At 69.1% G+C, this 25,522-nt stretch carries 24 protein-coding genes and 2 pseudogenes; 13 read left to right on the top strand and 13 right to left on the bottom strand.

Translation table 11 applies throughout. The features are described from left to right. Positions 1-16: 16 nt before the first annotated feature. A complete protein-coding gene (locus FOH10_RS02695; RefSeq protein ID WP_143979499.1) occupies positions 17-445 on the bottom strand; it encodes a hypothetical protein in 429 nt (142 codons plus the stop codon). A 101-nt stretch (positions 446-546) separates the two neighbouring features. Here FOH10_RS02695 and FOH10_RS02690 point away from each other — a divergent pair, with 101 nt between their 5' ends. Next, the gene (locus FOH10_RS02690; protein ID WP_143979498.1) at positions 547-1,104 is read left to right on the top strand and encodes a TetR/AcrR family transcriptional regulator; all 558 of its coding nucleotides are present in this window, start codon (positions 547-549) and stop codon (positions 1,102-1,104) included. After that, positions 1,095-1,453, top strand: a pseudogene (locus FOH10_RS35165) (dihydrofolate reductase family protein); the annotation flags it as partial. The gene FOH10_RS02690 and the pseudogene FOH10_RS35165, both read left to right, overlap by 10 nt. A 245-nt stretch (positions 1,454-1,698) precedes the next feature. On the opposite strand, the gene FOH10_RS02680 reads toward FOH10_RS35165, so the two are convergent. After that, positions 1,699-2,304 carry a TetR/AcrR family transcriptional regulator gene (locus FOH10_RS02680; RefSeq protein WP_143979496.1) on the bottom strand — a complete coding sequence of 202 codons (606 nt, stop codon included), beginning with the start codon at positions 2,302-2,304 and terminating at the stop codon, positions 1,699-1,701. 84 nt (positions 2,305-2,388) lie between these two features. On the opposite strand from FOH10_RS02680, the gene FOH10_RS02675 reads away from it, so the two are divergent. Then, positions 2,389-2,979 (top strand): TetR/AcrR family transcriptional regulator, encoded by a 591-nt coding sequence (locus tag FOH10_RS02675; RefSeq protein WP_143979495.1) that lies wholly within the window; start codon positions 2,389-2,391, stop codon positions 2,977-2,979. A gap of 64 nt (positions 2,980-3,043) precedes the next feature. On the opposite strand, the gene FOH10_RS02670 is transcribed toward FOH10_RS02675, so the two are convergent. Further along, a complete protein-coding gene (locus FOH10_RS02670; protein ID WP_221937919.1) occupies positions 3,044-3,613 on the bottom strand; it encodes a TetR/AcrR family transcriptional regulator in 570 nt (189 codons plus the stop codon). Positions 3,614-3,683: 70 nt separating this feature from the next. Here FOH10_RS02670 and FOH10_RS02665 point away from each other — a divergent pair, with 70 nt between their 5' ends. The 5 genes and pseudogenes from FOH10_RS02665 to FOH10_RS02645 all read left to right on the top strand — a co-directional run bounded on the left by FOH10_RS02665 (position 3,684) and on the right by FOH10_RS02645 (position 7,528). Further along, on the top strand, positions 3,684-4,826 hold the full coding sequence (locus tag FOH10_RS02665; RefSeq protein WP_143979494.1) for an FAD-dependent oxidoreductase: 1,143 nt from the start codon (positions 3,684-3,686) through the stop codon (positions 4,824-4,826). Next, positions 4,823-6,340, top strand: coding sequence for an MFS transporter (locus tag FOH10_RS02660; protein WP_143979493.1), 1,518 nt, complete (start codon positions 4,823-4,825; stop codon positions 6,338-6,340). The genes FOH10_RS02665 and FOH10_RS02660 overlap by 4 nt, the downstream gene beginning before the upstream one ends. Positions 6,341-6,443: 103 nt before the next feature. Continuing rightward, positions 6,444-6,557 (top strand): annotated as a pseudogene (locus FOH10_RS36200) (hypothetical protein); the annotation flags it as partial. A 25-nt stretch (positions 6,558-6,582) separates the two neighbouring features. After that, the gene (locus tag FOH10_RS02650) at positions 6,583-6,924 is read left to right on the top strand and encodes an MDR/zinc-dependent alcohol dehydrogenase-like family protein (protein WP_143979492.1); all 342 of its coding nucleotides are present in this window, start codon (positions 6,583-6,585) and stop codon (positions 6,922-6,924) included. A 250-nt stretch (positions 6,925-7,174) separates the two neighbouring features. Beyond that, positions 7,175-7,528: an HNH endonuclease gene (locus FOH10_RS02645; RefSeq protein WP_143979491.1), complete on the top strand. Its 354-nt coding sequence runs from the start codon at positions 7,175-7,177 to the stop codon at positions 7,526-7,528. Between the two features lie 129 nt (positions 7,529-7,657). On the opposite strand, the gene ychF is transcribed toward FOH10_RS02645, so the two are convergent. The 4 genes from ychF to FOH10_RS02625 form a co-directional block, all read right to left on the bottom strand. Continuing rightward, a complete protein-coding gene (gene ychF, locus FOH10_RS02640; RefSeq protein ID WP_029931397.1) occupies positions 7,658-8,737 on the bottom strand; it encodes a redox-regulated ATPase YchF in 1,080 nt (359 codons plus the stop codon). A gap of 50 nt (positions 8,738-8,787) precedes the next feature. Continuing rightward, the gene (locus FOH10_RS02635) at positions 8,788-9,129 is read right to left on the bottom strand and encodes a PIN domain nuclease (RefSeq protein ID WP_244961554.1); all 342 of its coding nucleotides are present in this window, start codon (positions 9,127-9,129) and stop codon (positions 8,788-8,790) included. Between the two features lie 71 nt (positions 9,130-9,200). After that, positions 9,201-9,419 carry a type II toxin-antitoxin system VapB family antitoxin gene (locus FOH10_RS02630; RefSeq protein ID WP_143979489.1) on the bottom strand — a complete coding sequence of 73 codons (219 nt, stop codon included), beginning with the start codon at positions 9,417-9,419 and terminating at the stop codon, positions 9,201-9,203. Between the two features lie 87 nt (positions 9,420-9,506). Beyond that, positions 9,507-10,478, bottom strand: coding sequence for an alpha/beta hydrolase (locus tag FOH10_RS02625; RefSeq protein ID WP_244961552.1), 972 nt, complete (start codon positions 10,476-10,478; stop codon positions 9,507-9,509). Positions 10,479-10,702: 224 nt separating this feature from the next. Here FOH10_RS02625 and FOH10_RS02620 point away from each other — a divergent pair, with 224 nt between their 5' ends. Further along, entirely contained in the window at positions 10,703-11,743 is a 1,041-nt protein-coding gene (locus FOH10_RS02620; protein ID WP_143979488.1) for a hypothetical protein, read from the top strand. 10 nt (positions 11,744-11,753) lie between these two features. Here the strand turns inward: FOH10_RS02620 and FOH10_RS02615 are convergent, their stop codons facing one another. The 4 genes from FOH10_RS02615 to FOH10_RS02600 form a co-directional block, all read right to left on the bottom strand. After that, positions 11,754-12,545 carry an SAM-dependent methyltransferase gene (locus tag FOH10_RS02615; RefSeq protein WP_244961549.1) on the bottom strand — a complete coding sequence of 264 codons (792 nt, stop codon included), beginning with the start codon at positions 12,543-12,545 and terminating at the stop codon, positions 11,754-11,756. A 172-nt stretch (positions 12,546-12,717) separates the two neighbouring features. Further along, positions 12,718-13,554 carry a carbohydrate ABC transporter permease gene (locus FOH10_RS02610; protein ID WP_043601753.1) on the bottom strand — a complete coding sequence of 279 codons (837 nt, stop codon included), beginning with the start codon at positions 13,552-13,554 and terminating at the stop codon, positions 12,718-12,720. An 8-nt stretch (positions 13,555-13,562) separates the two neighbouring features. Next, positions 13,563-14,492 carry a carbohydrate ABC transporter permease gene (locus tag FOH10_RS02605; RefSeq protein ID WP_244962035.1) on the bottom strand — a complete coding sequence of 310 codons (930 nt, stop codon included), beginning with the start codon at positions 14,490-14,492 and terminating at the stop codon, positions 13,563-13,565. A gap of 103 nt (positions 14,493-14,595) precedes the next feature. Next, positions 14,596-15,939: an ABC transporter substrate-binding protein gene (locus FOH10_RS02600; protein WP_143979486.1), complete on the bottom strand. Its 1,344-nt coding sequence runs from the start codon at positions 15,937-15,939 to the stop codon at positions 14,596-14,598. A gap of 207 nt (positions 15,940-16,146) precedes the next feature. On the opposite strand from FOH10_RS02600, the gene FOH10_RS02595 reads away from it, so the two are divergent. From FOH10_RS02595 to FOH10_RS02580, 4 genes are all read left to right on the top strand, one after another. Continuing rightward, on the top strand, positions 16,147-18,486 hold the full coding sequence (locus FOH10_RS02595) for a carbon starvation CstA family protein (RefSeq protein ID WP_143979485.1): 2,340 nt from the start codon (positions 16,147-16,149) through the stop codon (positions 18,484-18,486). Positions 18,487-18,571: 85 nt separating this feature from the next. Then, entirely contained in the window at positions 18,572-18,751 is a 180-nt protein-coding gene (locus FOH10_RS02590) for a YbdD/YjiX family protein (RefSeq protein ID WP_029931389.1), read from the top strand. Positions 18,752-18,809: 58 nt separating this feature from the next. Further along, positions 18,810-20,297, top strand: coding sequence for an AlkA N-terminal domain-containing protein (locus FOH10_RS02585; RefSeq protein ID WP_143979484.1), 1,488 nt, complete (start codon positions 18,810-18,812; stop codon positions 20,295-20,297). Next, positions 20,294-20,845, top strand: a complete 552-nt coding sequence (locus FOH10_RS02580) for a methylated-DNA--[protein]-cysteine S-methyltransferase (RefSeq protein WP_143979483.1) — start codon at positions 20,294-20,296, stop codon at positions 20,843-20,845. The genes FOH10_RS02585 and FOH10_RS02580 overlap by 4 nt, the downstream gene beginning before the upstream one ends. Before the next feature lie 121 nt (positions 20,846-20,966). On the opposite strand, the gene FOH10_RS36030 is transcribed toward FOH10_RS02580, so the two are convergent. Together FOH10_RS36030 and FOH10_RS02570 are read right to left on the bottom strand one after the other, a co-directional pair. Beyond that, the gene (locus tag FOH10_RS36030) at positions 20,967-24,281 is read right to left on the bottom strand and encodes an AAA family ATPase (RefSeq protein WP_143979482.1); all 3,315 of its coding nucleotides are present in this window, start codon (positions 24,279-24,281) and stop codon (positions 20,967-20,969) included. Further along, entirely contained in the window at positions 24,278-25,474 is a 1,197-nt protein-coding gene (locus FOH10_RS02570; protein WP_143979481.1) for an exonuclease SbcCD subunit D, read from the bottom strand. Before FOH10_RS02570 ends, FOH10_RS36030 begins: the two co-directional genes overlap by 4 nt. Positions 25,475-25,522: the final 48 nt, after the last annotated feature.

Here is a 25,522-nt window from a genome sequence, read left to right as displayed (position 1 = left end):
GGACTGTCGCGGTCGTTCAGGACACGGAGCTCGCGGCGGTGATGGCGGAGACGAGCGCCTCGTCGGTGTAGGCGACCCCGCCGATACCCCACCCGCCCGCGGCGGCGTAGCCGATATTGATCCAGATGTCGGCCACGGGATGGCCCGGCACGGTATGACGGGCGGCGATCTCGGTCGCCTTGGCGATGAACGCGGCCCGGTCGGCCGTCGTGGGCAGACCGATTCCGGGCAGCCTCAGTTCGACCAGCAGTACGGGCCGGTTCACGCCCCCGGTGTGGACATGTTCGGGTTCGAGTAGGTGCAGGTGGCCGCCGACCACCGGCGCGAAGAAGGCGTTCCCGGCCAACCCGCTGAAGTCGATCAGGGCTTGGACGAGTTCGGGCACGAGTTCCTTCTCGCCAGCCTCGGTGAGGACGCCGCGGGGTGCGATGACGGTGAAAGGCACGGATGAATCCTGTCTGTATAGACCATCTCTAGTACGCACGTACTAGCGAATGCATCGTGCACTAGTATGGCCGTACTAGTCAAGCCGAGGAGTCGCCGCCCATGACCAAACCCACCCGGGCTCGAATGATCGACGCCGCCGTGGACGCCCTACGCCGCCACGGACTTTCGGGCATGTCCTTCACCGAGGTGCTCGCCGACAGCGGCGCCGCCCGTGGCGCGATCTACCACCACTTCCCGGGCGGCAAATCCGAACTGGTCGCCGAGGCCGCCCGCCTGCACGGCCGGGAGGTCACCGACCGCCTCGCCGAACTCTCCGGCCCCACCCCCCGCGCCGTGGTCGAATCCTTCCTGACCTTCGCCCGCCCGGTGATCGCCGACGCCACCCGCGGCCGCGGCTGCGCCGTCGCGGCCGTCACCACACCCGCCGATACCGACGACCTGTGCCGCCTCGCCGCAACGACTTTCACCGCCTGGGCCGACCAGCTCACCACCGCCCTCACCACCGCGGGCATGCCCGCGCCCGACGCCGCCGACCTGTCCCAACTCCTGATCACGATGCTCGAAGGCGCCCAGATCCTCTGCCGCGCCACCGGCGACACCACCCCGTTCGATCGAGCCGCGCGGGCGGCCCTGGCCGCGGTGCCGCTCCCGCACTGACCCGCATGCGGCACCTGCCCGCGACGGTGGTGTCGAATACGCTGACCGGGCCGCTCGACTGGCCGGACGCCACTCTCGCCAACGGCGACGCCGTGGTCGTCGTCGCCCGGCTCAGACAGGAGTCCGATGTGCCGCTGCGTTCACACGGCAGCCTGGCGATGAACCGTTCGCTCATGGCCGCCGGACTCGTCGACTACGTCCAGGTGACCCTCTTCCCTGTGATTGCCGGTGCATCGGGCCTGGATCCGATCTTCCAGGGCGCGGCCGACTTCGACCTGGATCTGATCGAGACACGCACCCTCGACGGCAGTATCCAGGAGCCGTCTACCGCCCGACCCGGCACACCTGAGTCCACCCGTTCAGCCCTGCAGGCGGCGAAGCAGCCCGGTCACGATCAGATCCGCGAGTGCACACTCGGCGCTCACCTGACCTTCCGGGTGCCGCGCGGTGCGACCGAGACCTTGCGCGACACCAGTGGGTGCCGACGGCCTGGAAACTTCGGCGTCGTCCATTTCGGCTTTCGAGCGGCCGGCGGATCTCCGAGGAACTGGTGGGCGTTCGGTCGATCCCAGGCAGCGGCAGGCACGGTCGAGGTCAGTCGGTGGCCGCGGCGACGAGTGCCGCGATGAGGCGGCGGCTGCGGGCGCTCATCTGTGCGGCGGTCTGCTCGGGGTGGCGCTGCCACCACAGCACGAGTGAGGTCACCGTCCCCATCCAGACGTCGGTGAGTGCGGACAGATCCATCGGATCTGTGAGATCGGTCGCGCGCAGCGCATCGGCGACGCCGCGGGCGGCCTGAGCGGCGATCTCGCGCCGCGCGGTCCGGACGGCCTCGGCGGCCGGGCCGGTCTCGGGATGCGACCTGTCGAACAGGACCGTCCAGTCGTGCGGGCGCGGCTCCAGTGCGACGAACAGCGCGTCGAGGGTGCGCTGCGCCATCGCCGGATCGCTGCCCGCGGTGACAGCGCCCTCGATCGCCTCCGCCAGAATCGCCGCGGCGCGGTTCACACAGGCGATGTACAGGTTGTCCTTGGACTGGAAATAGGTGTAGACCAGCGGCTTGGAGATACCGGCACGCTGCGCGACCTCCACCGGCGAGAGCCCCGCGTAGCCGACGCGCCCGATCTCGGCCACGGCGGCATCGAGAATCGCCTGCTCCCGCTCCGCGCGCGGGACGCCCTTGGTTCCGGCTGTACTCACACCGCCATCCAACCATTGGCTCGACCAGCGTCCGGCAGCCCAACGAGCCGATACGAGACGTACCGTCTTGTTAAGATGGGTCCCATGGCCACCCACCCCGCCCCCACCCGTCGCCGCGAGAGTTCGCGCATCGCCATCCTCGACGCCACCCGCGCCCTGCTCGGCGAGGTCCCGTACGCGAAACTGACCATCGAATCGATCGCCGCCCGCGCCGGGGTCGGCAAACAGACCATCTACCGCTGGTGGGAATCCAAGGGCGCGGTGGTCCTCGACTCCTTGCTCGCGGCGAGCGAACACCCCGACGGCACCGGCATCGAACTCCCGGATACCGGCGACCTTGCCGCGGACTTGAGAACGGTATTACGCGCCACCACAGCCGAATTCGCCGATCCCTCGTTCAGTGCCCCCATCCGCACCCTGATGATCGAGATCATCGCCGACCCCGCCTTGGCCGCCATCTACCGGGAGAAGCTCCAACAACCCACCCACGAAGCGATCCTCACCCGCCTGCGCAGCGCCCAGAACGCCGGCCAACTCCGCCCCGACGCCGACCTCCACCTCGTCATCGACATGCTCTACGCCCCCCTCACCCACCGCTGGCTCCTCCACTCGACCACCCTCGACGACGCCTTCGCCGACGCCGTGGTCGACGCGGTCCTCCACGGATTCGCCTAGCGCACCGGCCCGCGAGGGTGACATCGGCGGGCCACGCGGCCCACACGGTGTCGACGGCGGGCCGTCAGGAGGTGAAGCCGCGCAGCAGGATCCGTAGCGTCTCACGCAGTTCTCGCCCGTCGAGCCCGGGAGTGCCCGCGCCTGCCAGCCGGTCGAAGATCAGACCGTCCAGACATCCGACGAAGGCATGGGCTCGGCGCTCCGGATCGGGAGCACCGATGTCCTCGAACAACCGCGTAGCCAGATCCCGGAAGCGTGTTCCGCTGTTGTGCAACGCTTTCCGCAGCTCGGGCCGCCGTGTCGACTCCAGTGACAGCTCGAACCGAGCCAGCATGCGACCGCGGTCGACGGTGAGCCACCGCTCGACGACGTCGGCGAGCACCCTGGTGACCCCTTCGATATCCGCCACCGGCGGTATCGAGGCGGCGAGTTCGGCGCAGTCACGCTCGGCGAGCCGGTCGACCGCCGCCTCGAGCAGCGCCTGCCGGGTACGGAAGCAATTCGAGCACGACCCCTCCGGCAACCCCGCGGCCTGGTCGACGGCCCGATGGGTGAGACCACGCATCCCCGCTCCGGCCAGTGTCTCGATCGCGGCGTCGGCCAGTCGGGTGCGCCGATCCGTGGTGTAGGTCACGATGATTTCCCTTTCCCGATGCCCTCCACTACAACTGTAGTCGGAACTACATCTGTAGTGGAGGATGGGTATGACCGAAGGACGAAAAGCGATCGTGGTGGGCGCCGGCATCGGCGGCCTGACCACCGCACTCGCGCTCACGCGGCGCGGATGGCACGTCGAGGTGCTCGAGCGCGCTCCCGAAACCGGCGCCGCCGGGTCCGGTATCTCTCTGTGGCCCAACGGCATACGTGCCTTGGATACGCTCGGGCTCGGCGAGCGGGTGCGCGCCGCCGGGCGGATCGAGACCGCGGGCGGCTTTCGCGATCGAACCGGTCGCTGGCTGTCGGTGACGAATACGACCGCACTGACCCGCCGGTACGGGCCACTGGTCGCCATCCGTCGCGCCGACCTGTTCGCCATCCTGGCCGACGCCCTGCCGCATCACACCGTTCGAGAGGGGGTCACGGTGACCGGCGTCGCGGATCGTGGCGACGGCGCGACGGTGTTCCACTCGCGAGGCCACTGCGCCGCCGACCTGGTCGTCGGCGCCGATGGAATTCGCAGCGTGGTGCGCGAATCGCTGTGGCCGCGGGCACGCGGGCCGCGACCGGCCGGTTACACCGCCTGGCGGATGATCACGAGCACGCTGGATTTCACCCCGGTGGCGAGCGAAACATGGGGCCGTGGTGAGCGTTTCGGTGTCGTACCGCTAGCGGATGGCTGCGCGTACCTCTTCGCCACCGCCAACATGCCCGAGGGGGCCCGCGCGCCCGGCGGTGAACTCGCCGAAGTGCGCCGCCGGTTCGGCGGATGGCCCGACCCGATCCCGGCGGCGCTCGAAGCGGTGAATCCGGATTCGGTACTGCGCCACGATATCTACGATCTGCCCGCCCTGGACACCTTCGTCCGCGGTCACGTCGCGCTGCTCGGCGACGCGGCCCATGCGATGAGCCCCAATCTCGGCCAGGGCGCCAACCAGGCCCTCGAAGACGCGGTGACCCTCGCCGCCGTGCTCGATCGGCACCCGATCCCGAGCGCGTTGACCGACTACGACCACCTGCGCCGCACCCGCACCCAGCACATCGTGCGACTGTCCCGCCACGTCGGCACGGTCGCCCAGTGGTCGTCACCGACAGCGACCTGGTTGCGCGACAGGGCAATTCACCTGCTGCCGAGCCAGTCGATGACGCGCGGCATGGACCGGATCCTCAGCTGGGGTGCACCGCGATGAACCGCCCCCGCCAACTCGACACCGGAGAGTGCGCCATCACCACGACGTCCCCGCCCGTGACACGCGCCGAGACCCCGCCCGGACCACGCCAGTGGCGCGTGCTCGCGGTGGTTCTCATCGCGGCGTTCATGGCCGTATTCGATCTGTACGTCGTCAATATCGCCACGCCGACATTGCGCGCCGACCTGCACGCCGGCGACGGCGCACTGGAGTTGATCGTCGCCGGGTACGCCTTCGCCTACGCCGCCGGCATGGTCACCGGCGGTCGGCTCGGCGACCGCTTCGGGTACCGGCGGATATTCGCGCTGGGCATGCTGGGATTCACCCTCGCCTCACTGCTCTGCGCGCTGTCGACCACCGCGAACGAATTGATCGCCGCCCGGATCGTGCAGGGCGCGGCGGCCGCGGTCATGGTTCCGCAGGTCCTGTCGGTGATCACGGTCAGCTTTCCGGCGAGCCATCGAGGGCGTGCGACCGCCTGGTACGGCGCGGTCAGCGGCGCCGGAGCCCTCGTAGGCCAGATCGCGGGCGGGCTGCTGCTCGACGCCAACCCCTTCGACCTCGGGTGGCGCACGATCTTTCTCGTCAACGTGCCGGTCGGCGTGGTCGCGATCATCCTTGTTCTGCGGGTGTTGCCCCGCGACGGCGGCGGTCGCGAGACCACCCTCGATCCGGTCGGCGCGATCGCGGTACCGAGCACACTCGCGCTGGTGATGATCCCCCTCGCCCTCGGCCGTCAGGCGGGCTGGCCGCTGTGGACCTGGGTGTGCCTGACAGCCGCGGTTCCCGTCGGTGCGGCGGCATTGGCTTGGCAGCGCAGAATCCGACAGCGCGGCGGTGATCCGATCCTGGACCTCCGACTGCTGAGCATCCGCCCCTACACCAGACTGCTGGGTGCCGCGTCGCTGTATCAGGTGTACTTCGGCAGCTTCTTGTTCACCCTCACACTGCTGGTCCAGGTCCACTTCGCGGCGAGCCCCCGCGAGGCCGCGGCGGTGTTCCTGTTGCAGGGACTGTTCTTCACGGTCGCGTCCCTGCTCAGCGGCGCGCTGGTGCTCCGCTACGGCACGACGGTGCTGTTCGTCGGCGGCGGCCTGGTGATAGCCGGACTGTCGGCGATGATCATCGAGTTGACCGTCGAGAGCGCCCATCCGACCGCGGGCTGGCTGGTACCCCCCTTGGCGCTGATCGGGCTCGGCAACGGGCTGCTGCTGCCCTCCCTGCTCGGCCGCACCTTGTCGAATGTCGAACCGGCGCAGGCCGGCGCGGCATCCGGAATGCTCAACACCGCTCAGCAATTCGCCGGCTCGTTCGGCATCACCCTGGTCGGAACCCTGTTCCTCACGCTGGCCGGTCCCACCTTGAGTGCGGCGCCCACCGCCATGACGGCCACCGCCGCCCTGGACATCGCCCTGACAGTGGCGCTGCTCCGACTCGCGTACACCGCCACCCGGTCGGGGCCCGCACAGTCACCCACCCGGGCAGCACTGGTCCCCGGCCGGTCGCGGGACTGACTGCCGCGCGAATCGTCAGCTGGTGTGGGCGGTGGGTGTCTGCTCGATGAGGGTGGCAGTGGCGCGATCGAGGAATTCGCAGAACAGCTTGTGCTCCTCAGGGGTGAACCGGTCGGTGAGGGCACGTTCGAGCACGATCGCGATCCGCGTCGCCTTCGCGGGCGTGCAGTACGGTGACGTCCTGGTCCGTCAGGGGCATTTCCCGATTCCGCGCCCGTTCGTGCCCGGTTTCGAAGCCGAGGGTGAGATCATCGCGGTCGGCGCGGGCGTGGACGCGGCCCGCGATCGGCGAGCAGGTGGTCGCGCTGGTCGGCGGGGGTGCTTACGCGGAAGTAGTCACCGCCCCCGCGGTGCTGGCGATCAACGCCGCCGCGGTCGACCCGCGCACCGCGGCGGGGTTCGGATGGGTCGCCCCCACCGCGTACGACCTGATCAACACCGTCGCCGGGGTAGGGCACGGGGACAGCGTGTTGATCCACGCCGCCGCCGGTGGCGTCGGCACATTGGCGGGGCAGTTCGCTGCTGCCGCAGTCGCGAACCTCGCCGGTGGAACGACTTTCGGCAAGAGCATCGTCCGCGTCTGATGACACCTCCGCGACCGCACCCATCACCAGCGGTCGCAGTCCGGTTTCGACGCCGATGAGTGCCGCTGGTGCTGCGCTCAGGCGGTCACAGCACCTGCTCCGGCGTCGGCACCGGCGCCTCCGGCGCGGCGATCCGGCCGGTTGAATGGTCCGTGGAAACCCCAGGGAATGTGGTGGTCGAGCCAGGCGGTGGCCGCAGCGCACCCGGCTTCCGACCGATCGGCCACCACGGCGCGTAGTCTCAGCTCCTATGCCGTCCGGCGGTAGCAGACAGGTTCGTGCCGCGCGCAAGCGCAAGCGGCGGATGGCACGCGCCGTCCACGACCTCACCGACGCGCAGTGGGACGCGCTCGAGACCTGCTGGGGCGGGTGCGCCTACTGCGGCACCCTCGCGACACCGCTGCAGAAGGACTGTGTGCAGGCCATCTCACGCGGCGGCCGCTACACCCTCGGCAACGTCGTGCCCGCGTGCGGGTCGTGCAATGCCAGCAAGTGCAACGCCGAGGTCACCGGTTGGCTGCGACGCAAGAAGCTGGACGAACGCTCATTTCTCCTGCGCCACTACGAGATCTCGACCGAACTCATCGCCCGCTTCGCCCAGTGACACAGCCACCAACCGTGGTCGCCCGCAGTGCCCAGTCAAAGTGGGATCTCGAACTCGCTTAACGGGCCTCGCTCCGAGCCACGGCATTCAATGTGCGTCGACTGCCGATCGCCTTGGTAGCCCCGACGTTCAGACGTTGAACCGGAATTCGACCACGTCCCCATCCGCCATCACGTAGTCCTTACCCTCCATCCGCACCTTGCCCGCGGACTTGGCGGCCGCCATGGAGCCCGCTGCGACCAGGTCGGCGAAGGCGACGATTTCGGCCTTGATGAAGCCGCGTTCGAAGTCGGTGTGGATGACGCCGGCGGCCTTGGGGGCGGTGTCGCCCTGGTGGATGGTCCAGGCTCGGGCTTCCTTGGGGCCGGCGGTGAGGTAGGTCTGGAGGCCGAGGGTGTGGAAGCCGGCGCGGGCCAGGGCGTGCAGGCCGGGTTCGGTTTGGCCGATGGATTCGAGGAGTTCCAGGGCGGATTCGGGGTCGAGTTCGAGGAGTTCGGCTTCGACCTTGGCGTCCAGGAAGACGGCGTCGGCGGGGGCGACGGCGGCCTTCAGCTCGGCCTTGCGGGCCTCGTCGGTGAGCACCGATTCGTCGGCGTTGAAGACGTAGAGGAACGGCTTGGTGGTGAGCAGGGACAGTTCCTTCAGGAGTTCGCCGTCGATCTTGTCGCGGACGGAGAAGAGGGTCTTGCCCTCGTTGAGGAACTCCTGGGCCTGCTTGGCGGCGTCGGCGACCGGCTTGCGGTCCTTCTTGACCTTGGCTTCCTTGTCGAGGCGCACCACCGCCTTCTCCAGGGTCTGCAGGTCGGCGAGGATGAGCTCGGTCTCGATAACCTCGATATCGGACAGCGGATCGACCTTGCCGTCCACATGCACCACGTCATCGTCGGCGAACACGCGCACCACCTGGCAGATGGCGTCGGCCTCGCGGATATTGGCGAGGAACTTGTTGCCCAGGCCCGCACCCTCGGACGCGCCCTTCACGATGCCCGCGATATCGACGAAGGACACGGTGGCGGGCACGATGCGCTCGGAGCCGAAGATCTCGGCGAGCTGGTCGAGCCTCGGGTCGGGCAGCGGGACCACGCCGACATTCGGCTCGATGGTGGCGAACGGATAGTTCGCCGCGAGCACGTCATTGCGGGTCAGCGCATTGAACAGCGTCGACTTTCCGACATTGGGCAGGCCGACGATTCCGAGGGTGAGACTCACGGAGAGCAGATTCTACCCGCGCACACCACCGGTAACGGAGCCGGGACGTCTCAACCTCGGATGTCCCCGACGAACGCAACCGGCTGCCCGGTTATCCGGGCGACGGTGGCGAACTCCCGGTCGTCGCACAAGATCGTCAGCCGGTGGTGCTCGGCGGTCGCCGCCACCAGCAGATCCACGGCCCCGGCCGAACGATGCGCTCCTTGTTCCGTCATCAGCTGCTGTACGTCAGCGGCGCGTTCGTAGCCACGCTCGTACATCGGAACCCAGGCGAACAGGTCCTGCAGTAAACGGCGCTTCTCCAGCCTGTCGGCGAGTGAGCGGGCCGAATACAGGAATTCGAGCTCGACGATCGGGCAGGTGGCGATCACACCGGCCGTCAACTGGTCCACCCATGCCTGCCGCAACTTGTCCTGCAGAATCCGGAAGAGTCCGGAAGTGTCGATGAGATACAGGGCCGGGCTCACCGCCGATACGCCGCCTTGTTGTCGAGGAACTCGTCGAAGTCACCACGGTCGGCCATGTCACCGAGGCGGGCGAGCGCCCTGATCCGCACCAGCCGCTGGCCGACCTCGCGTAGTGCGGCATTGACGGTGTCCTTCTTGGTCTTGGTTCCCAGCACCTCCGCGGCGATGGCCAGCGCCTCTTCGTCGATCTCGATCGGGGTTTTCGATGCACCCATAGCGAAGCCTCCTCTGGATATCCAGTACGTCCAAGGCAGACGTCCATGATATCAACGATCGCCCAGGCCGGAGACGGCCGAGTGACGCTACGACACCTCCGTCCGCAGCCAGTCGATAACCGCGGTCTGGTAGGCGGTGGTATTGCGCGCCAGGTTCACCGAGTGGCCGCTGTCGGGGAGTACGAAGGTGCGCAGGCGGGCCTCCGGGGCGAAATACGGTGCCTCCGCGGCCAGCAGGGTGGCAGAATCCGCGCAGGCGGCGAAGGCCGCGCCGCAGGACAGGCGATCTTTGCCGCCGTTGACCAGGAGCACCGGAACTCGGATCTCCCCGGACATGCCGGGCAATGTCGACATCAACCCGTCCGGGTACTCGGTGAGCGAGAAGACCTCCTTGGTCGCCTCATCCACGGCGAGTACCTGTGGATCGACGTTTCCGGTGCCGTGGAAATTCTGTTCCCGGGTGCCGGGGCGGCTGACGAGATAGCCGGAGTCGTAGCCCGCGGCGGCGAATCTCGGTTCCTCGACGGCCGGGTGGTAGGTGCTGATCACGCCCAGCACATCCGGAATGCTCAGGGTGTGCGAGTAGCCGGTGAGTAGTACGCCGTCCACGTCGTGATGGGTGGTGGCCTCGATGACCGACGTGCCGGAGGTCAGGGAATGGCCCGCGGTGACCACCTTGGCGAATGGCGCGGCACCCGAAAACCCTTGGCGCAGCGCCTGCACGATACCGTGCAGGGCGTCGGCGGTGGCCGTCGCGGTCAGGGTCAGGCTCGGCGGGCGACTGCTCGCGCCGTTGCCGAGCCGGTCCATCACCAGGGTGGCGTAACCGGCGGCGTTCATGGCGCGGCGGAAGCTGTACTTCTCCGGCTGGTACGGGAAATCCCAATAGGTGTGGTTGTAGTTGGAGCCCGACATCAGCACCAGAACGGTATCGGTCTCACCTGACGGCAGGCAGAGCGTTCCGGCCAGCACCCCCTGCGCGACCGGGAAGGTGACATCACGGCACCGCCCCGGGTCGGCAGCCGGATCAGCGTGGGCCACAACGGGTATCACAGACATGAGCAGAGCAAGCACACAGACCCGTACCGCCGTGCGCACGCTACTCACTCCCCCGTCCACTCGCGATCCGCCTCGGTGTCGTCGAGCGTGATCGAGAACAGGGGCGTAGAGCTTCTCCATCACCGAATTGCCTTCCGGGGCGGATGCGATATGAGCCTTGCTGCGATCTGGCGAATTACGATACCGCACACCTGGATACGACAAATGCGATCTACGATGTTCGCATGGGCACAAGGGCTGTGCATTTCGTCGGCAGTTTTCCGGCCGAAAGCACCGACGACGCCATGCGGGCCATGCTCGACGGCGCCGGTCCACTGCTACGGACGCTGCCGACCGGCGAGGTGCGCCGATACGAGTTCTACATCCAGCCCATCATCGAGGATCTGGTGACCCAGGGCGCGCTGGAGGTGAAGCGGCCGGGAAGTTGGCGCACGAGCGGAGAACGGACCGTGCACCGTATTCCGCGCGGCGCGGAACTCACCGGCGACATGATGGACCTCGGCTATACGGCCGAGGCGAAGGAAGCACTGCCGATCTTCCACGCCCTGCGGGCCGAGCGCGCCCTGCCGGAGCTGAGATTGCAGATCGGTATGCCGACCGACTTCACCCTCGCCTTCATCGCCCTGGGACCCGCCGGTATTCGCGCTCATCGACAAGCGTTTCATGACGCCACCGTTCGCGAGATCGCGGCCGTTCACGCCCTCGCGGGCGAGGATGTGGTGTTCCAGTTGGAGGCGACGGCCGAACTGGTTCTGCTCGCCCGGACACAGCCGCTGCACCGCCGGGTGGAGGCGGCGTTGCGGTTGGGCCGCCATATCGCCGCGGTGGCCGCGGCGGCCCCGGCCGGGATCCGGATCGGCGTGCATGTCTGCCTGGGCAGTATGAACAACAAGGCACGGGTGGTGCCGCGCGATGCCGCTCCACTGGTTGCGCTCGCCAATTCCATTGCCCGCCAGTGGCCTTCGGACAGAACACTGGAGTTCATCCACGGACCGCTGGCCGCCGGGGACATCCCGCCGTCGACGCGCGCCCGGTTCTACGCACCGCTGGGGGATCTCCAATTGCCTCCCGGGACGCGCTTCTACGCCGGTTTGGTCCACGAAACACCGAGCATGGCAACGCAGATCGCAACGCTCGAGTTGGTCGAGCAGGCGTTGGGGCGACCGGTCGACGGTGTCGCCAGCGCTTGCGGTCTCGGCCGCCGACCCCGATCGATCGCGGACGCGATGGCGGTTCGGGCCGCCGACATGGCAGCGGCACTGTAGCTCTCGCGCGCTACGACTTGCGTCCGATGCCGCCCAGAATCACCAGGCCGGTCTGCGGCAGTTCGTCGGCGAGCCATTCCTGAATGGTGACCACGCCGGGCTGGACGATCTCGAAGCCGTCGAGTAGTCGCTCGACCTGCTCCTTGGTCCGATAGACGACCTGTGCCGCGCTGCCGGCGGTATCGCTCTGCGACTGTTCCTTGAACGCGTCCAGGGTGGAGTCGGAGCCGTGGGTGAAGATGAGGAGGCTGCCCGGCGCCATCACCTCGCGCAGGCGGGCGATGTGAGCGGCCGGATGCTCGCTGTCCATGACGAAATGCAGGACACCGACGAGGATCACCGCCACGGGTTCGGACAGATCGATGAAATCGTCCGCGCGCAACTGGTCGATGATGACGTCCGGCGATCGGAAGTCGGCGAGCATCGGCCGCACGCCGTCCGATTCCGTGAGATGGGCATTGCAGTGCGCGTAGACGACCGGGTCGTAATCGATGGCCGCCACCCGAGCGGTGGGCTCGATCTGCTGCGCCACCTCGTGCACATTGGGTGAGATCGGAATGCCCGCACCGATATCGATGAATTGCCGAATACCCTCTTTCGCGGCCATGCGCACCGCGGCCAACAGGAATTCCCGACTGAAGGTCGCCTGAATGCGGGTATCCGGTGCGATCTCCAGCATGCGGTGGACGACCTGCCGGTCCACTTCGTAGTTGTCCTTGCCGCCCAGCAGATAGTTGTACATCCGAGCGGTATTGGGCCGGGACGCGTCCACCCCCGCCGGTACCCGATCGGCTTCCGACACCGCACCTCCCTCGATATCTGGCTGCATCCTAACAAGAGTCGTGGTCCGGCCCATCGGAAACGAGAGCAGCGCACACGCGGCATGCCGTCAGCTACGCGGCGTAGGCGAGCTGATCCCCATACGAGGTGGCGAGCACATCGCGCCGGACGGGAGGGAGGGCAACGGTGTCCGGTCACCGGCCGCCGAGGCCGGAGAGGGCGATGCCGCGGATGAAGGCGCGTTGGGCCAGGGCGTAGACGACGATCAGCGGGAGCAGGATGAGGATGGCGGCGGACATGAGGAGGGGCCAATTGGTGTGGTACTGGCCCTGGAGGCGGACCAGGCCGAGGGTGGCGGTGGCGTAGTCGTTGCGTTGGATCATGATCAGGGGCCAGAGGAAGTCGTTCCAGACGGTGATCCAGGTGAGCACGGCCAGCACCATGAGGGCGGGGCGGGTGTGCGGGAGCAGGACGCGCCAGTAGATCTGCCAGGGAGTGCAGCCGTCGAGGATGGCGGCCTCCTCCAGTTCGCCGGGGAGGGTGGCGAAGAACTGGCGCATGAGATAGGTGCCGAAGGCGCTGCCGAACAGGCCGGGGACGATCATGGACCAGGGGGTGTCCACCCAGCCGAGGAATCGCATGAGAATGAACTGCGGGATGACGGTGACGGTGAGCGGCACCATCAGCGTGGCCAGGTAGCAGACGAACAGGACATCGCGGCCCGGGAACCGCAGCCGGGCGAAGGCGTATCCGGCGAGCGAGCAGAAGAACACCTGCCCGGCGGTGACACAGGCGGCGTAGACGGCGGTGTTGAGGAGCATGCGGCCCAACGGAATGAGCTCGAAGACCTCGGCGTAGTTGGACCACTGCGGATGCGCGGGCAGCGGGGACGGATCGGTCACGCCGCCATCGGATTTCAGCGACGCCGACAGTGCCCAGAGAATGGGGGCCAGCGCACACCAGCCGACACCGACAAGCGCCAGATAGGCGAGCGCGCCCCCGGCGATTCGCCGTCGGATATTGCCGCCCACCCGCGCGCTCACCACTCCGCCTCGTCGCGGCGAGCCAGCCGCAGTTGCACGAGCGTGAGCACCAGCAGCAGCGCGAAGATCACCCAGGCGAGCGCGGCGGCGTAGCCGATCTCGTAGAAGCGGAATGCGTGCTGGAACAGCATGATTCCGAGGACATAGGTGCCGGTCTCCGGACCGCCGTTGCCGCCGGTGAGCGCGTACGCCTGATCGAAGGCCTGCACGGTGTTGATGACCGTGATGACGAAGACGAACGACAGCGCGCCCCGGATGAGCGGCAGGGTGATCGACCGGAAGCGCCGCAGCGGTCCCGCACCGTCGATTCGCGCTGCCTCGTACAGGTTTTCGGGCACGCCCTGCATGGCGGCGAGCAGGATCACCGTGGCGAACGGCACGCTCTTCCACACGGTCACGATGCTCAGCGATACCAGTGCCCAGTCCGGATCGGTCAGCCACGGCACCGGCCCCAGCCCGATCCACCCGAGCCCGAGGTTCACCAGCCCGTCCTCGGTGGCGAAGAGGAACCGGAAGACCACGGCCATGGCGACCGTGGCGGCCACCAGCGGCAGGAACGCCAGCGTGCGGAACAGGCCGATACCGGGCAGCTTCCGATTCAGCAGCCCGGCCACGGCCAGACTGATCACCACCGTGGGCAGCAGGGTGAGCAGCGTGAACACCGCCGTGTTCCGCAGTGCTATATAGAACAGCGGATCATCGGCGAACAACCGCCGGTAGTTCCCCGTTCCGACGAACCGCGGCGGAGCGAACAGATCCCAGGAATGGAAGCTCAGGTACAGCGAGAAGCCCAGCGGGAACAGCAAGAACACCGCGACCGCCGCCACATTCGGAGCCACGAACGCCGCACCCGCCCGCGCCCGCCGCCGAGCCAGCGCCGAGCCCGGCCCGGACGAGCGCTCCCGCCGCGGCCGCCCCGCATCCACTCGCTGGCGATCCAGCACCTCGGTCACGTCACCACCGCCCACCGCCGCCCGGTACCAACCCGCCGTCCACGCCACCGCCGGTGACACGGGACCGCGCACCCGCTCATATCCGCGCCGCCCGCAAGATCTCGTCGATATCGCGCGCGGTGCGCCCGCCCAGCGAATCCGCCTGTGCCGCACCGCGCAACACTCGATTGCACCCGCGCTCCAGCAGCGATTCGACCTTGCCCCAGACCGGTGTGACGGCGAGGTGGCGGGAGTGTGCGGGCCCCTCGGTGAAGACGTCCAAATTGCGTATCCCGGCGTGGGCGGCGGCGAAACCCGCCGAGTGCATGGCCGACTTCAGCACCGGCACGAACAGCCCGGACCGCGCGATGATCTCCTGCCCCTCCGGTCCGGTCGCGAATTTCACGAACTCCCATGCCTGTTCGCGGCGCGGGCTGTTCGCCGCGACAGCCAGCCCGGTGGTGCCCACGTCGGTGACGGCGTCGGGACCCCCGTGCGGGCCGACCGGCAGCACGGTGACATCGAAGTCCAGGTCGTCGCGATCGACGAACTCGGAGTACAGCCAGTGCCCGCCCAGCAGCATGGCGGCCCGGCCGCGCGCGAAAAGGTCCGGGGCCGAGACGGACTGCTGATCGGCGGCGCGCGGCGCGACCCGATGCCGCACGGCGAGGTCGGCATAGAATTGCAGACCGGCCGCGAACCGCGGATCGCCGAGATTGGTCCGGGTGGGCGCGACCGGCGGGCTGAACCACTCCGCCCCGTTGTTCATGCCGAAGCAGGCGGCCGAATAGTAGGGCACCCAGGCGTCCACGAAACCCCACTGCCGCACCCGGCCGTCCGCGTCGCGGCGCGTCAGGGCCCGTGCGGCGGTCAGGAATTCGTCGAAGCTCCACGCCTGCGACCAGCGTGTGGGCGCGCGGACCCCGGCCCGTTCGAACAGTCGCCGGTTGTAGTAGAGGAACACTCCCGACCACTGCTCGGGCAGCGCGTACTGCCCGCCCCGCCACACGAAGGTGTCCCGCAGCGGCGCGTACCCGTCCGCCGTGAGCCGCGCCGCGTACCCGGGATCGCGATCGAGGAATTCGCGCAGATCCGCGAGCACGCCGCGCTCGGCCAGCCCGGCATAGAGCAACTCCCACGCCATCAGCACATCCGGGCACTTACCGCCCGCGCAGTAGGTCAGCATCTGCTGGAGCGGATCCGGCCCGGACATGATGGTGCGGATGGCGATATCGGGTCGCCGCCTGCGGAACTCGTCGATGATGAGCAGCCGGGCGCGCGCCTCCTCCGGCCGGGCCTGGAAGAAGAAGGTGACCGCGTCGTCGGAGTCGCCGCCGCAGCCGACGGTCAGCAGCGGCAGGGCCAGACCCGCGCGGAGTACGGTCCGTCGCGGTACGACCGCGCCCGGCCGTTCACCGACCTTCCCGACCCCGCTCAGCATCACTCCTACCGTTGGTCGCAGAAAACAGACCGTTCGTCGGACCGAGTGACGCAGATCCCACGGCGCATGGCAGCATACGTTCGGCCTCCAGCGGAAGCGTGGTGAAACGCCGACAGGCGGCACCGCGTCCGGTCCGACCACAAGTCGGCTTCGCTGGGCGGCCTGTTTCCGTAATACACCGCAGTACCGCACGGGAGGGTTGTCGACATGGCGACCATCGAATACCTCCGGACGGACCCCGCCCTACCTCCGGTGGGCATCGTGGATCGGTCCCCGCTGACACCCGCCAAGAAGGGCATCTTCCTCGCGATAGCCGTCCTCGGCGCGATCGCCTGGGCGATCGTGGCCTTCATGCGCGGCGAGAACGTGAACGCGGTGTGGATCGTGGTCGCCGCCGTGTCCACCTACATCCTCGCCTACCAGTTCTACGCCCGGCTGATCCAATGGAAGATCACCAAGCCGCGCGACGACGTCGCCACTCCGGCCGAGGCCATGGAGAACGGCAAGGACTTCATGCCGATGGACCGGCGGGTGCTGTTCGGGCACCACTTCGCCGCCATCGCGGGCGCGGGTCCGCTGGTCGGTCCGGTGCTGGCGGCGCAGATGGGCTATCTGCCCGGCACCATCTGGATCATCGTGGGCGTGGTGCTCGCGGGCGCGGTACAGGACTATCTGGTGCTGTGGGCGTCGTCCAAGCGGCGCGGCCGGTCGCTGGGCCAGATGGCCCGCGACGAACTGGGTCCGGTCGGCGGCGTGGCCGCCATCGTGGGCGTGCTGGTGATCATGATGATCCTGCTGGCGGTGCTCGGCATCGTGGTGGTGAAGGCCCTGGCCGCCACCGAGAACCCGGTCACCGGCGTACTCGAGGGCGGCAGCCCGTGGGGCGTGTTCTCCATCGCCATGACCATCCCGATCGCCCTGTTCATGGGCATCTACCTGCGGTTCGTGCGGCCGGGCAAGGTCGGCGAGGTGTCGGTGATCGGCTTCACGCTGCTCATGCTCGCCATCGTCTCGGGCAACTGGGTGGCCGAATCCGGTTGGGGCCGCGACTGGTTCACGCTGTCCGCCGCCACCATCGGCTGGCTGCTCATCTTCTACGGCTTCTTCGCCTCGGTGCTGCCGGTGTGGCTGCTGCTCGCCCCGCGCGACTATCTGTCGACCTTCATGAAGATCGGCACCATCTTCCTGCTGGCCGCGGGCATTCTCATCACCATGCCGGTGCTGAAGGCCCCCGCGGTCTCGGAGTTCGCGAGCAACAGCGACGGCCCGGCCTTCGCGGGCAGCCTCTTCCCGTTCCTGTTCATCACCATCGCCTGTGGCGCGCTGTCGGGTTTCCACGCGCTGGTGTCCTCCGGCACCACCCCGAAGCTGCTGGAGAAGCAGTCGCAGGCGCGGATGATCGGCTACGGCGGCATGCTCATGGAGTCGTTCGTGGCCGTGATGGCCATCGTCACCGCGAGCATCATCGACCAGCATCTCTACTTCGCCATGAACGCCAGCGGCGCGCTCACCGGGAATACGCCGGAGACGGCGGCCGCCTATGTGAACAGCCTCGGGCTCCAGGGCGATCCGATCACGGCGGCGCAGCTGACCCAGGCCGCGGAGGACATCGGCGAGAAGAAGATCGTCTCGCTCACCGGCGGTGCGCCGACCCTGGCGGTCGGCATGTCCGAGGTGCTGCACCAGTTCCTGGGCGGTGCGGGCTGGAAGGCGTTCTGGTACCACTTCGCCATCATGTTCGAGGCGCTGTTCATCCTCACCACCATCGACGCCGGTACCCGCGTGGCGCGCTTCATGGTGTCGGATTCGCTGGGTAATCTGGGCGGCCCGTTCACCCGGTTCAAGGACGCGTCGTGGCGGCCCGGTGCCTGGCTGTGCTCGGCCATCGTGGTGGCGGCCTGGGGATCGGTGCTGCTCATGGGCGTCACCGACCCGTTGGGCGGCATCTACACGCTGTTCCCGCTGTTCGGCATCGCCAATCAGCTGCTGGCGGCCATCGCGCTGACCGTGGTGACGGTGATCGTGGTGAAGAAGGGCCTGCTCAAGTGGGCCTGGATTCCGGCGCTGCCGCTGGCCTGGGATCTCATCGTCACCATGACGGCGTCCTGGCAGAAGATCTTCTCGGCCGACCCGAAGATCGGCTACTGGAAGTCGCACGACAACGCCAAGACCAAGCTGGATGCCTACGAGGCGGCCCGCGACAGCGGTCAGCTGCCCGCGGGCGTGGCGGATGCGGCGGCGCTGGAGAAGCAGATCTCCGACCTGGAGAAGATCGTCCGCAACACCTTCATCCAGGGCACGCTGTCGATCATCTTCGCGGTGCTGGTGCTGATCGTGGCCGTCGTGGGTGTGCTGGTGTGCGTGCGCGCCATCCGCCGGGGCGGCAGCGAGACCACCGAATCGCCGGAGGAGCCGTCGAAGATCTTCGGCCCCAGCAGCTTCCTCGCCACCAAGGCGGAGAAGGAAGTTCAGCAGGAATGGGACGAGCTCATCGCCTCCGGACAGATTCGCGCACCCGGCGCGCGATCGGGCGTGCACGCGCACTGACCGTGGCGTACAACCGACAGCGATGAACGATTCCACTGTGCCGCCGACCGCGGGCTTCGGCCCGGGGTCGGCGGTTCGCGCGTTGATTCGGGCCGTCCGCGGGTTCCTCTGGTGGTTCAATTCGATACTCGGCGGCAACGACTACGCCCGCTATGTGCAGCACCTGCGGCGGAACCACCCCGACCAGGAGGTTCCCAGCGAGGCCGAGTACTGGCGGCAACGGCACGCGGCCGCCGACCGCAATCCCGGCACCCGCTGTTGCTGACCGCCGGGGGATAATGGCGGATTTCCGCTAGCGGATATCCGCCCCGCCTGGGAGGGTGATGTGCGTGAGTGCAACCGGACTGGACTTCGAACGGTGCTACCGCGCTGTCGCGACCCGGGACGCCCGCTTCGACGGGCAGTTCTTCACCGCCGTGCGGACCACCGGAATCTATTGCCGCCCATCGTGTCCGGCCATAACGCCGAAACGCACCAACGTCACCTTCCTGCCCACCGCGGCGGCCGCGCAGCAGTGCGGATTCCGCGCCTGCCGCCGCTGCCTGCCCGATGCCGCACCGGGCTCTCCGCTGTGGAACACCCGGGCCGACTTGGCCGCTCGCGCCATGCGGCTCATCGCCGACGGTGTGGTGGAACGCGGCGGAGTGCCCGCGCTGGCCGACTCCCTCGGCTATTCCCAGCGGCAGCTGACCCGTGTGCTGACGTCCGAGCTGGGCGCTGGCCCATTGGCTTTGGCGCGTGCGCACCGTGCGCACACCGCGCGGCTGCTGATCCAGACCACCCAGCTGTCCATGTCGGATATCGCCTTCGCGGCCGGGTTCGCCAGCATCCGCCAGTTCAACGACACCGTGCGGGAAGTCTTCGCCGTCAGCCCCACCCGACTACGCGAGGAGGTGCGGCGCAACATCGATGCGGTGGCCGCGACCAACGGGTCGCTGACCCTGCGGCTGCCCTACCGGGAACCGCTGGACCGGACGTGGCTGGAATGGTTCCTGTCCGCGCACGCCACCCCCGGACTGGAACTGTGGGAGGACGGTGTCTACACCCGCACCCTGCGCACCCCGCACGGGCATGCCACCGTACGGCTGAGCGTGCGAGAGGGACATGTGCGGGCGGCGCTGTCGTTGCACGATATGCGCGATCTAGCGCCGACGGTGGCCCGGCTGCGGCATCTGCTCGATCTCGACGCCGATCCGGTCGGTATCGACGAGGCACTCGCCGCCGGATCGGGCCTGCCGCTCGGTCCCGGCATTCGGGTGCCCGGCTGCCTGGACGGCCCGGAACTGTTGCTGCGCACCATGATCGGGCAGCAGATCTCGGTGGCCGCCGCCAATACGCACACCGCGCGGCTGGTGACGGCGCTCGGCGACCCGGCTCCCGGTCCGGTGCCGTACCTGTTTCCGACACCCGCGGCCGTCGCCGAACGGGGTGCGGAGGTGTTGACCGGCCCGGTCCGGCGCACCGCCGCCATCGTGGGCGCGGCGCGGGCGCTGGCCTCCGGCGACCTCGTCCTGCACGCGGGACGCACCGCCGCCGACGTGCGCCGCGACCTGCTCGCACTGGAGGGGGTCGGCCCGTGGACGGCCGATTATGTGACCATGCGCCTGCTCGCCGACCCGGACATCCTGCTGCACACCGATCTGGTGGTGCGCCGCGGCGCGAACCTGCTCGGACTCGACCTCACCGATACCGGCCGCTTCGCGCCCTGGCGGTCCTACCTCTCCATGCACCTGTGGAAGCACGCCCTGGCCAATCCGGCCGCCGCCCCCGACGGCGCGACCCGCGCCCGGAAAGCGAGAACCGCACTGTGACCACCGCCGACCGCCCCCGGTCCACGACCGGAACAGACTCGCGGACAGCCGATTTCGCCACCGTCGCCACACCGATCGGGCCGTTCACCGCCGTGGTCGACGGCGACGGCGCGGTACTCGCCTCCGGCTGGACCGGCGACATCGAACAGCTGCGCGGGGTCATCCACCCCGCGCTGCGACCCGGCACGCTGCGGCGACGTCACTCGCTCGGGGCCGTGACCGCGGCCGTGGAGGCGTACCACGACGGCGATCTGCTCGCCATCGACACCGTGCGCGTGCGCCAGACATCCGGACCGTTCCTCACGCACGCCTGGGACATCCTGCGCAAGATCCCCGCCGGAAACCCGGTCACCTACACCGAATACGCCACCGTATCCGGCCGCCCGGCCGCCACCCGTGCCGCCGCCAACGCCTGCGCCCGCAATGCGGCGGCCCTGTTCGTCCCCTGCCACCGCATCATCCGCACCGACGGCACCCTGGGCGGATTCCGGTGGGGGCTCGATATCAAGCGCTGGCTGCTGGCTCACGAGAGCGCCGCGACGAACTGACGACGCAGTCCGCACGCAGCGCAGCCGACCGAGCCCGCAGCGCAACCGATCGAGCGCGATCCGCTGCCGACCGGGCTTGCGACGGATCAGGCCGAGCCGGTGCCGTGTCTGCCGGAAACCGTTATGCCACGTTGGTTTCCAGGTACGAGCCGGTGCGGCCGCGGACCACGTGCAGGCGGCTGGGGATGCGCTGGCGCATTTCGTCGACGTGGCTGACCACGCCGACCACGCGGCCGCCGGAGCGGAGCTCGTCGAGCACGCCCATGACGGCGTCCAGGGTGTCGGCGTCCAGGCTGCCGAAACCCTCGTCGATGAAAAGGGTGTCGAGGACCAGACCGCCGGATTCGGCGGCCACCACATCGGCGAGGCCCAGCGCCAGGGACAGCGAGGCCATGAAGGTCTCACCGCCGGAGAGGGTTTTGGCGGGGCGGATGGCTCCGGTGTAGTCGTCGCGGATGTCCAGGCCCAGACCGCCACGGCGGCCACGCGGACCGGCGGCATCGGAGTGGACGAATTCGTAACGGCCCCCGGACATTCGGCGCAGCCGCACGGAACCGGCGAGCGCCACCTCCTCGAGCCGGGCGGCGAGCACATAGGAGCGCAGCGACATCTTGCGGTTGTTCTCCCCGCGACCCGCCACCACATCGGCCAGGCCCGAGAGCTCCTCGTGGGCGCACTGTAACGGGGCGATCCGGTCCACGGCCGCCCAGAGCTGGCCGCACAGTTCCTCGAGCTGTTCGACCCGCCGGGTGGCGTCCGCGTGTGCGGCCACGGCGTCCTTGAGCTGCGACTGTGCCTGTGCCGCGGCCTCTTCCAACTGCTCGAGATCGCCCAACGCGGCGGTCGCGGCGGCGCGGACCTCCGGTTCGGCGAGCACCGATTCGGCGCTGGCGCGAGCGCGGTCGGCCGCGACGAGTTCGTCCTCGAGGTCGGCCTGCTGCTGTGCGGTGCGGGCGGCGGCGTCCACCACGCGGGCGTAGTCGGCGAGCACGCTGTAGTCGGGGCCGCTGCCGTCGGCGCGCATGACCGGAACAACCGACTCCACCAAACCGGCGTCGCGGGAGAGAGTTTCGACGCGCAGCGCCGCTGCCGCGACCTGATCGCGGGCCGACGCCGCCTCCGCGCGCGCGGACCGCACGGCGGTGGCGTCGTCGACGAGGTTGCGCAGACGGGCGCGGCGGCGCTCCACGGTGCCGTCCGCACCGGCGGCGGTGCGCAGGCGTTCGGTGAGTTCGGCGAGGCGACGGTCGGTGGCCACGATCCGCTCCGTCGTCGCACCGGTGCGGGTTTCGCAGTCCCGCAACTCGTCCTGGAGGCGGGCCTCATCGCTGCGCAGCCGCGTCAGCTCGGCCGTCAGCGTCTCGACGCGTTCGGCCAGCCGCCGCGCGGACTCGTACCGTTCGGTGGCGGCGTTCAGGGCACCGGCCAGTTCGGCCTTGTCGGCGTCGCCGCCGCGCTCCACCAGCACCTCGATGGCGCGCTCCAAGTCGGCGACCTGCCGCTGCGCCCGCTCGCGCGCCGCCTCGGCCACCCGTTCGGCCTGCAATGCCTTGTCCTCGGCATCCTTCGACACCGGCGCGCCCGATGCGCGGGCGGGATCGGGGTGGTCCGTGGAGCCGCACACGGTGCACGGCTGCCCCTCGGCCAGTGCCTCCGCCAGCTCGGCCGCCATCCCCGCCAGACGCCGCTCACGCAGGGCCAGGGTGTGTTCACGGGCATCCAGGTGCGCGCTGCGCGCAGATTCGAACGCCGCCTGCGCACGGGCCAGTTCCCCACGCCGCGTGGCCAATTCGAGTGCCGCGCTGGCGGCGGTGCGCAACCGCTCACAGTCGGCCTCCAGCACCGGCAGCCCGGCCGCCGCATCGGCCGCCGTACGCAACCGCCTCTCCACCGACGCGATCGACTCCGGCAGCTCGGCCCGCAGCCGCCGCAGCTTCTCCGCCTGCCCCGCCAGTTCCTCCTGCTCCCGCCGCAGCCGCGTCATCTCCCCCGCCAGCCGCCTGGCCGTCTCCGCATCCGCCCGCACCTCGTCCAGCGCGCCGATCTGCGCGGTCCAGCGCGCAATGGCCGACTCCAGCCCAGTCCTGGTGTCTCCGGCCGTTTCGGACTGCCCTCGCATCCCCCCGTATTCGGCCACGTTCGCGCGCCCCGGCGAACCAGCCTGGTCGAGCGGCCCGGGGCCATCGCTCGGTGACGCGCTTCCTTCGCCCGATGTGCCCGCGACCGGTTCGGAGTCGCCGGCACCCGGTGCGAGCGGTTCCGAGTCGCCGACGCCCCCCTCGGCCATGGGTTCGATCATGGCGAGGTCATCGGCGAAATCGGTTCCGGACAGCTCTCCGCGCATGAGATCGGCTGCCGCCCAGTAAGTTCCGGGCAACTCCAGGCTCCCGGGTTCGATGAGGCGGGCGGCCAGTTCTTCGGCGGCGCGGCCGGTGGCCTCCTCGCGGCGGCGCAGGGCGACGGCGGCGGCGCGGGCGTCGGAGAGGGCGGCCGCGACCGGTTCGGCGCGGCGGGCCCGGTCGAGTTCGGCCTGTGCCTGCGTGCGGCGATCGGCTCCGGCGGCGTACCGGTCGAGCCGGTCGCGGGCGGCCGTCAGGCGGCGGTGCAGGTCGTGCAGGCGGCGCTGGTCCTCGGCGGTCCGGCGGGCCAGGGTCGCGGCCGCCTCGCCGCGTTCGAGGTCGGTGGCGGTGGCGGTGAGGGCGGCGCGGGCGGTGGCCAGCAGGTCCTGAGACCATTCGACGGCTTCGAGGGGTCCGACGGTCTCGGTGGCGGGCAGGCCCGCCGCGCCGCCGATCCGCGCGATCAGCCGGTCGATGCTCTGGCGGCGGGTGTCGAGCTCGGCGGCGGAGGCGCGGCGCTTGTCGATGAGCCACTGTTCGGCGGTGCCGAAACGTTCGGTGTCGAAGAGCTTTTCGAGCAGCTTCTCGCGATCCTCGTTGTCGGCGCGCAGGAAACGCGCGAAATCGCCCTGTGGCAGCAGGACCACCTGGAAGAACTGGTCGGCGCTCATACCGAGCAGGCGCACGACCTCGTCGCCGATATCCGGGATGCGGGACAGGTTCAGCCCGCGCCCGTCCAGCCACTCCAGAGTGGCACTGGCCTGTGCGGTGACCCAGCCGGTGCCCCGTTTCTTGGGCCGCTGGAACTCCGGCGACCGGGTCAGCCGCAGCCGCCGCCCGCCGAGGGTCGCCTCCAGCACCACTCGCGGCGGAGTCTGCTCGTCGGCGTGATCGGAATGCAGCCGTTTGCTCTCCCCCCGCGCCCCCGGCACCCGGCCGTACAGCGCGAACGCGATGGCGTCGAGCACCGTGGTCTTACCCGCCCCCGTCTGCCCGTGCAGCAGGAAGAGCCCATCGGCCCCGAGCACATCGAAATCGACCACGGTGGTCTCCGCGAACGGACCGAAGGCGGTCAACTCCAAGCGGTGCAGCCTCATGCGGTGAGTTCCGTGGTGCCCGGTTCCGCGAACAGTCCTTCCGCCGCCGTCGACTCCCGCTCCGGCTCCCGCACGGCCGCGGCCAGGGCGCGTTCCACCCACTGCAGCTCACTGCCGGAGGGCTCTCCGCGGACATCGCTGAGGAAGCTGTGCGCGATCTCGATGTCCCGGCGTCCCTGCACGCGCTCACGGTAGCGCAATTCCGGATTGCCCTCGGGCCGAATCCATTCCACGTGAACGGCGTGCGGGAATCGGGTACGCAGTTTGCGCAGTGCGTCCACCGGGCGGGCGTGATCGGTGAGAGTCGCTGCCACATAGTCATTCTCGGCGGCGGCGAACTCCGGTTCGGTGATCAGTTCATCGAGAGTTCCGGCCAATTGGCTCAGCCCGCGCACCACCGGCAGGTCGACGCGGCGCACCTCGCCCAGCCCGTCGGCGTCCAGATCGACGATCCACACCGCTTTGCGATGGGAGCGCTCCCCGAACGAATACGGCAGCGGCGACCCGGAATAGCGCACCGAATCCGAGAGCGTCTGCGGCGAATGCAGATGACCCAGCGCCACATAGTCGATGCCGTCGAAGGCGCGCAGCGGCACCGTCTCCACCCCGCCCACCGCGATGGACCGTTCCGAGCCAGTGGCCTCACCGCCGACCACGAAGGCATGTGCCAGCACCACCGACCGCGTGCCCGCGCGCCCAGCCAGATCGTCGCGAATGCGCCGCATGGCCGCATCGAGAATCTCGGCGTGCGAACGCGCCTGCGGCACGCCCAATTCGGCGCGGGTGATCTCCGGTTCCAGATACGGGATACCGTAGAAAGCCACGTCACCGTGGGCGTCGGCGAGCACCACCGGCCGCGCCACCTCGGCGATGGTGGTCCGCAGATGCAGCCCGCCCGCCGCCGCGAAACTCCCCAGCGCCCCCAACCGGGTGGGTGAATCGTGATTGCCCGAGGTCGCCACGATGGTTGCCCCCGCCGCCCGCATGGCCTCGAATCCCCGATTGCACACCGCGATCGCGTCGGCACTCGGAATGGAACGGTCGTACACGTCACCGGGTACGACCACCACGTCGACCCCCTCCGCCGCCACCAACTCGGCCATGGCGTCGAGCGAACACGCCTGATCGGCCAGCAGATCGACACCGTGGAAGGTGCGGCCGATATGCCAGTCGGAGGTGTGCAGTATCCGCATGTCGCAAAACCGTAGGCGAGACGTCCGACAGGTTCACGGCCACCCGGG

It is taken from the genome of Nocardia otitidiscaviarum, assembly GCF_007362295.1.
Classification (GTDB): domain Bacteria; phylum Actinomycetota; class Actinomycetes; order Mycobacteriales; family Mycobacteriaceae; genus Nocardia; species Nocardia otitidiscaviarum.
The sequence above is the reverse complement of the archived record's forward strand: the minus strand, read 5'-3'. Positions and strand labels throughout refer to the sequence as shown.

Excerpts from the sequence above, each read along its gene's own strand:
- FOH10_RS02690 (WP_143979498.1), top strand. The coding sequence starts at position 547 with ATGACCAAACCCACCCGGGCTCGAATGATCGACGCCGCCGTGGACGCC.
- FOH10_RS02675 (WP_143979495.1), top strand. The coding sequence starts at position 2,389 with ATGGCCACCCACCCCGCCCCCACCCGTCGCCGCGAGAGTTCGCGCATC.
- FOH10_RS02665 (WP_143979494.1), top strand. The coding sequence starts at position 3,684 with ATGACCGAAGGACGAAAAGCGATCGTGGTGGGCGCCGGCATCGGCGGC.
- FOH10_RS02660 (WP_143979493.1), top strand. The coding sequence starts at position 4,823 with ATGAACCGCCCCCGCCAACTCGACACCGGAGAGTGCGCCATCACCACG.
- FOH10_RS02645 (WP_143979491.1), top strand. The coding sequence starts at position 7,175 with ATGCCGTCCGGCGGTAGCAGACAGGTTCGTGCCGCGCGCAAGCGCAAG.
- FOH10_RS02630 (WP_143979489.1), bottom strand. The coding sequence starts at position 9,419 with ATGGGTGCATCGAAAACCCCGATCGAGATCGACGAAGAGGCGCTGGCC.
- FOH10_RS02625 (WP_244961552.1), bottom strand. The coding sequence starts at position 10,478 with ATGTCTGTGATACCCGTTGTGGCCCACGCTGATCCGGCTGCCGACCCG.
- FOH10_RS02620 (WP_143979488.1), top strand. The coding sequence starts at position 10,703 with ATGGGCACAAGGGCTGTGCATTTCGTCGGCAGTTTTCCGGCCGAAAGC.
- FOH10_RS02600 (WP_143979486.1), bottom strand. The coding sequence starts at position 15,939 with ATGCTGAGCGGGGTCGGGAAGGTCGGTGAACGGCCGGGCGCGGTCGTA.
- FOH10_RS02595 (WP_143979485.1), top strand. The coding sequence starts at position 16,147 with ATGGCGACCATCGAATACCTCCGGACGGACCCCGCCCTACCTCCGGTG.
- FOH10_RS02585 (WP_143979484.1), top strand. The coding sequence starts at position 18,810 with ATGTGCGTGAGTGCAACCGGACTGGACTTCGAACGGTGCTACCGCGCT.
- FOH10_RS36030 (WP_143979482.1), bottom strand. The coding sequence starts at position 24,281 with ATGAGGCTGCACCGCTTGGAGTTGACCGCCTTCGGTCCGTTCGCGGAG.
- FOH10_RS02570 (WP_143979481.1), bottom strand. The coding sequence starts at position 25,474 with ATGCGGATACTGCACACCTCCGACTGGCATATCGGCCGCACCTTCCAC.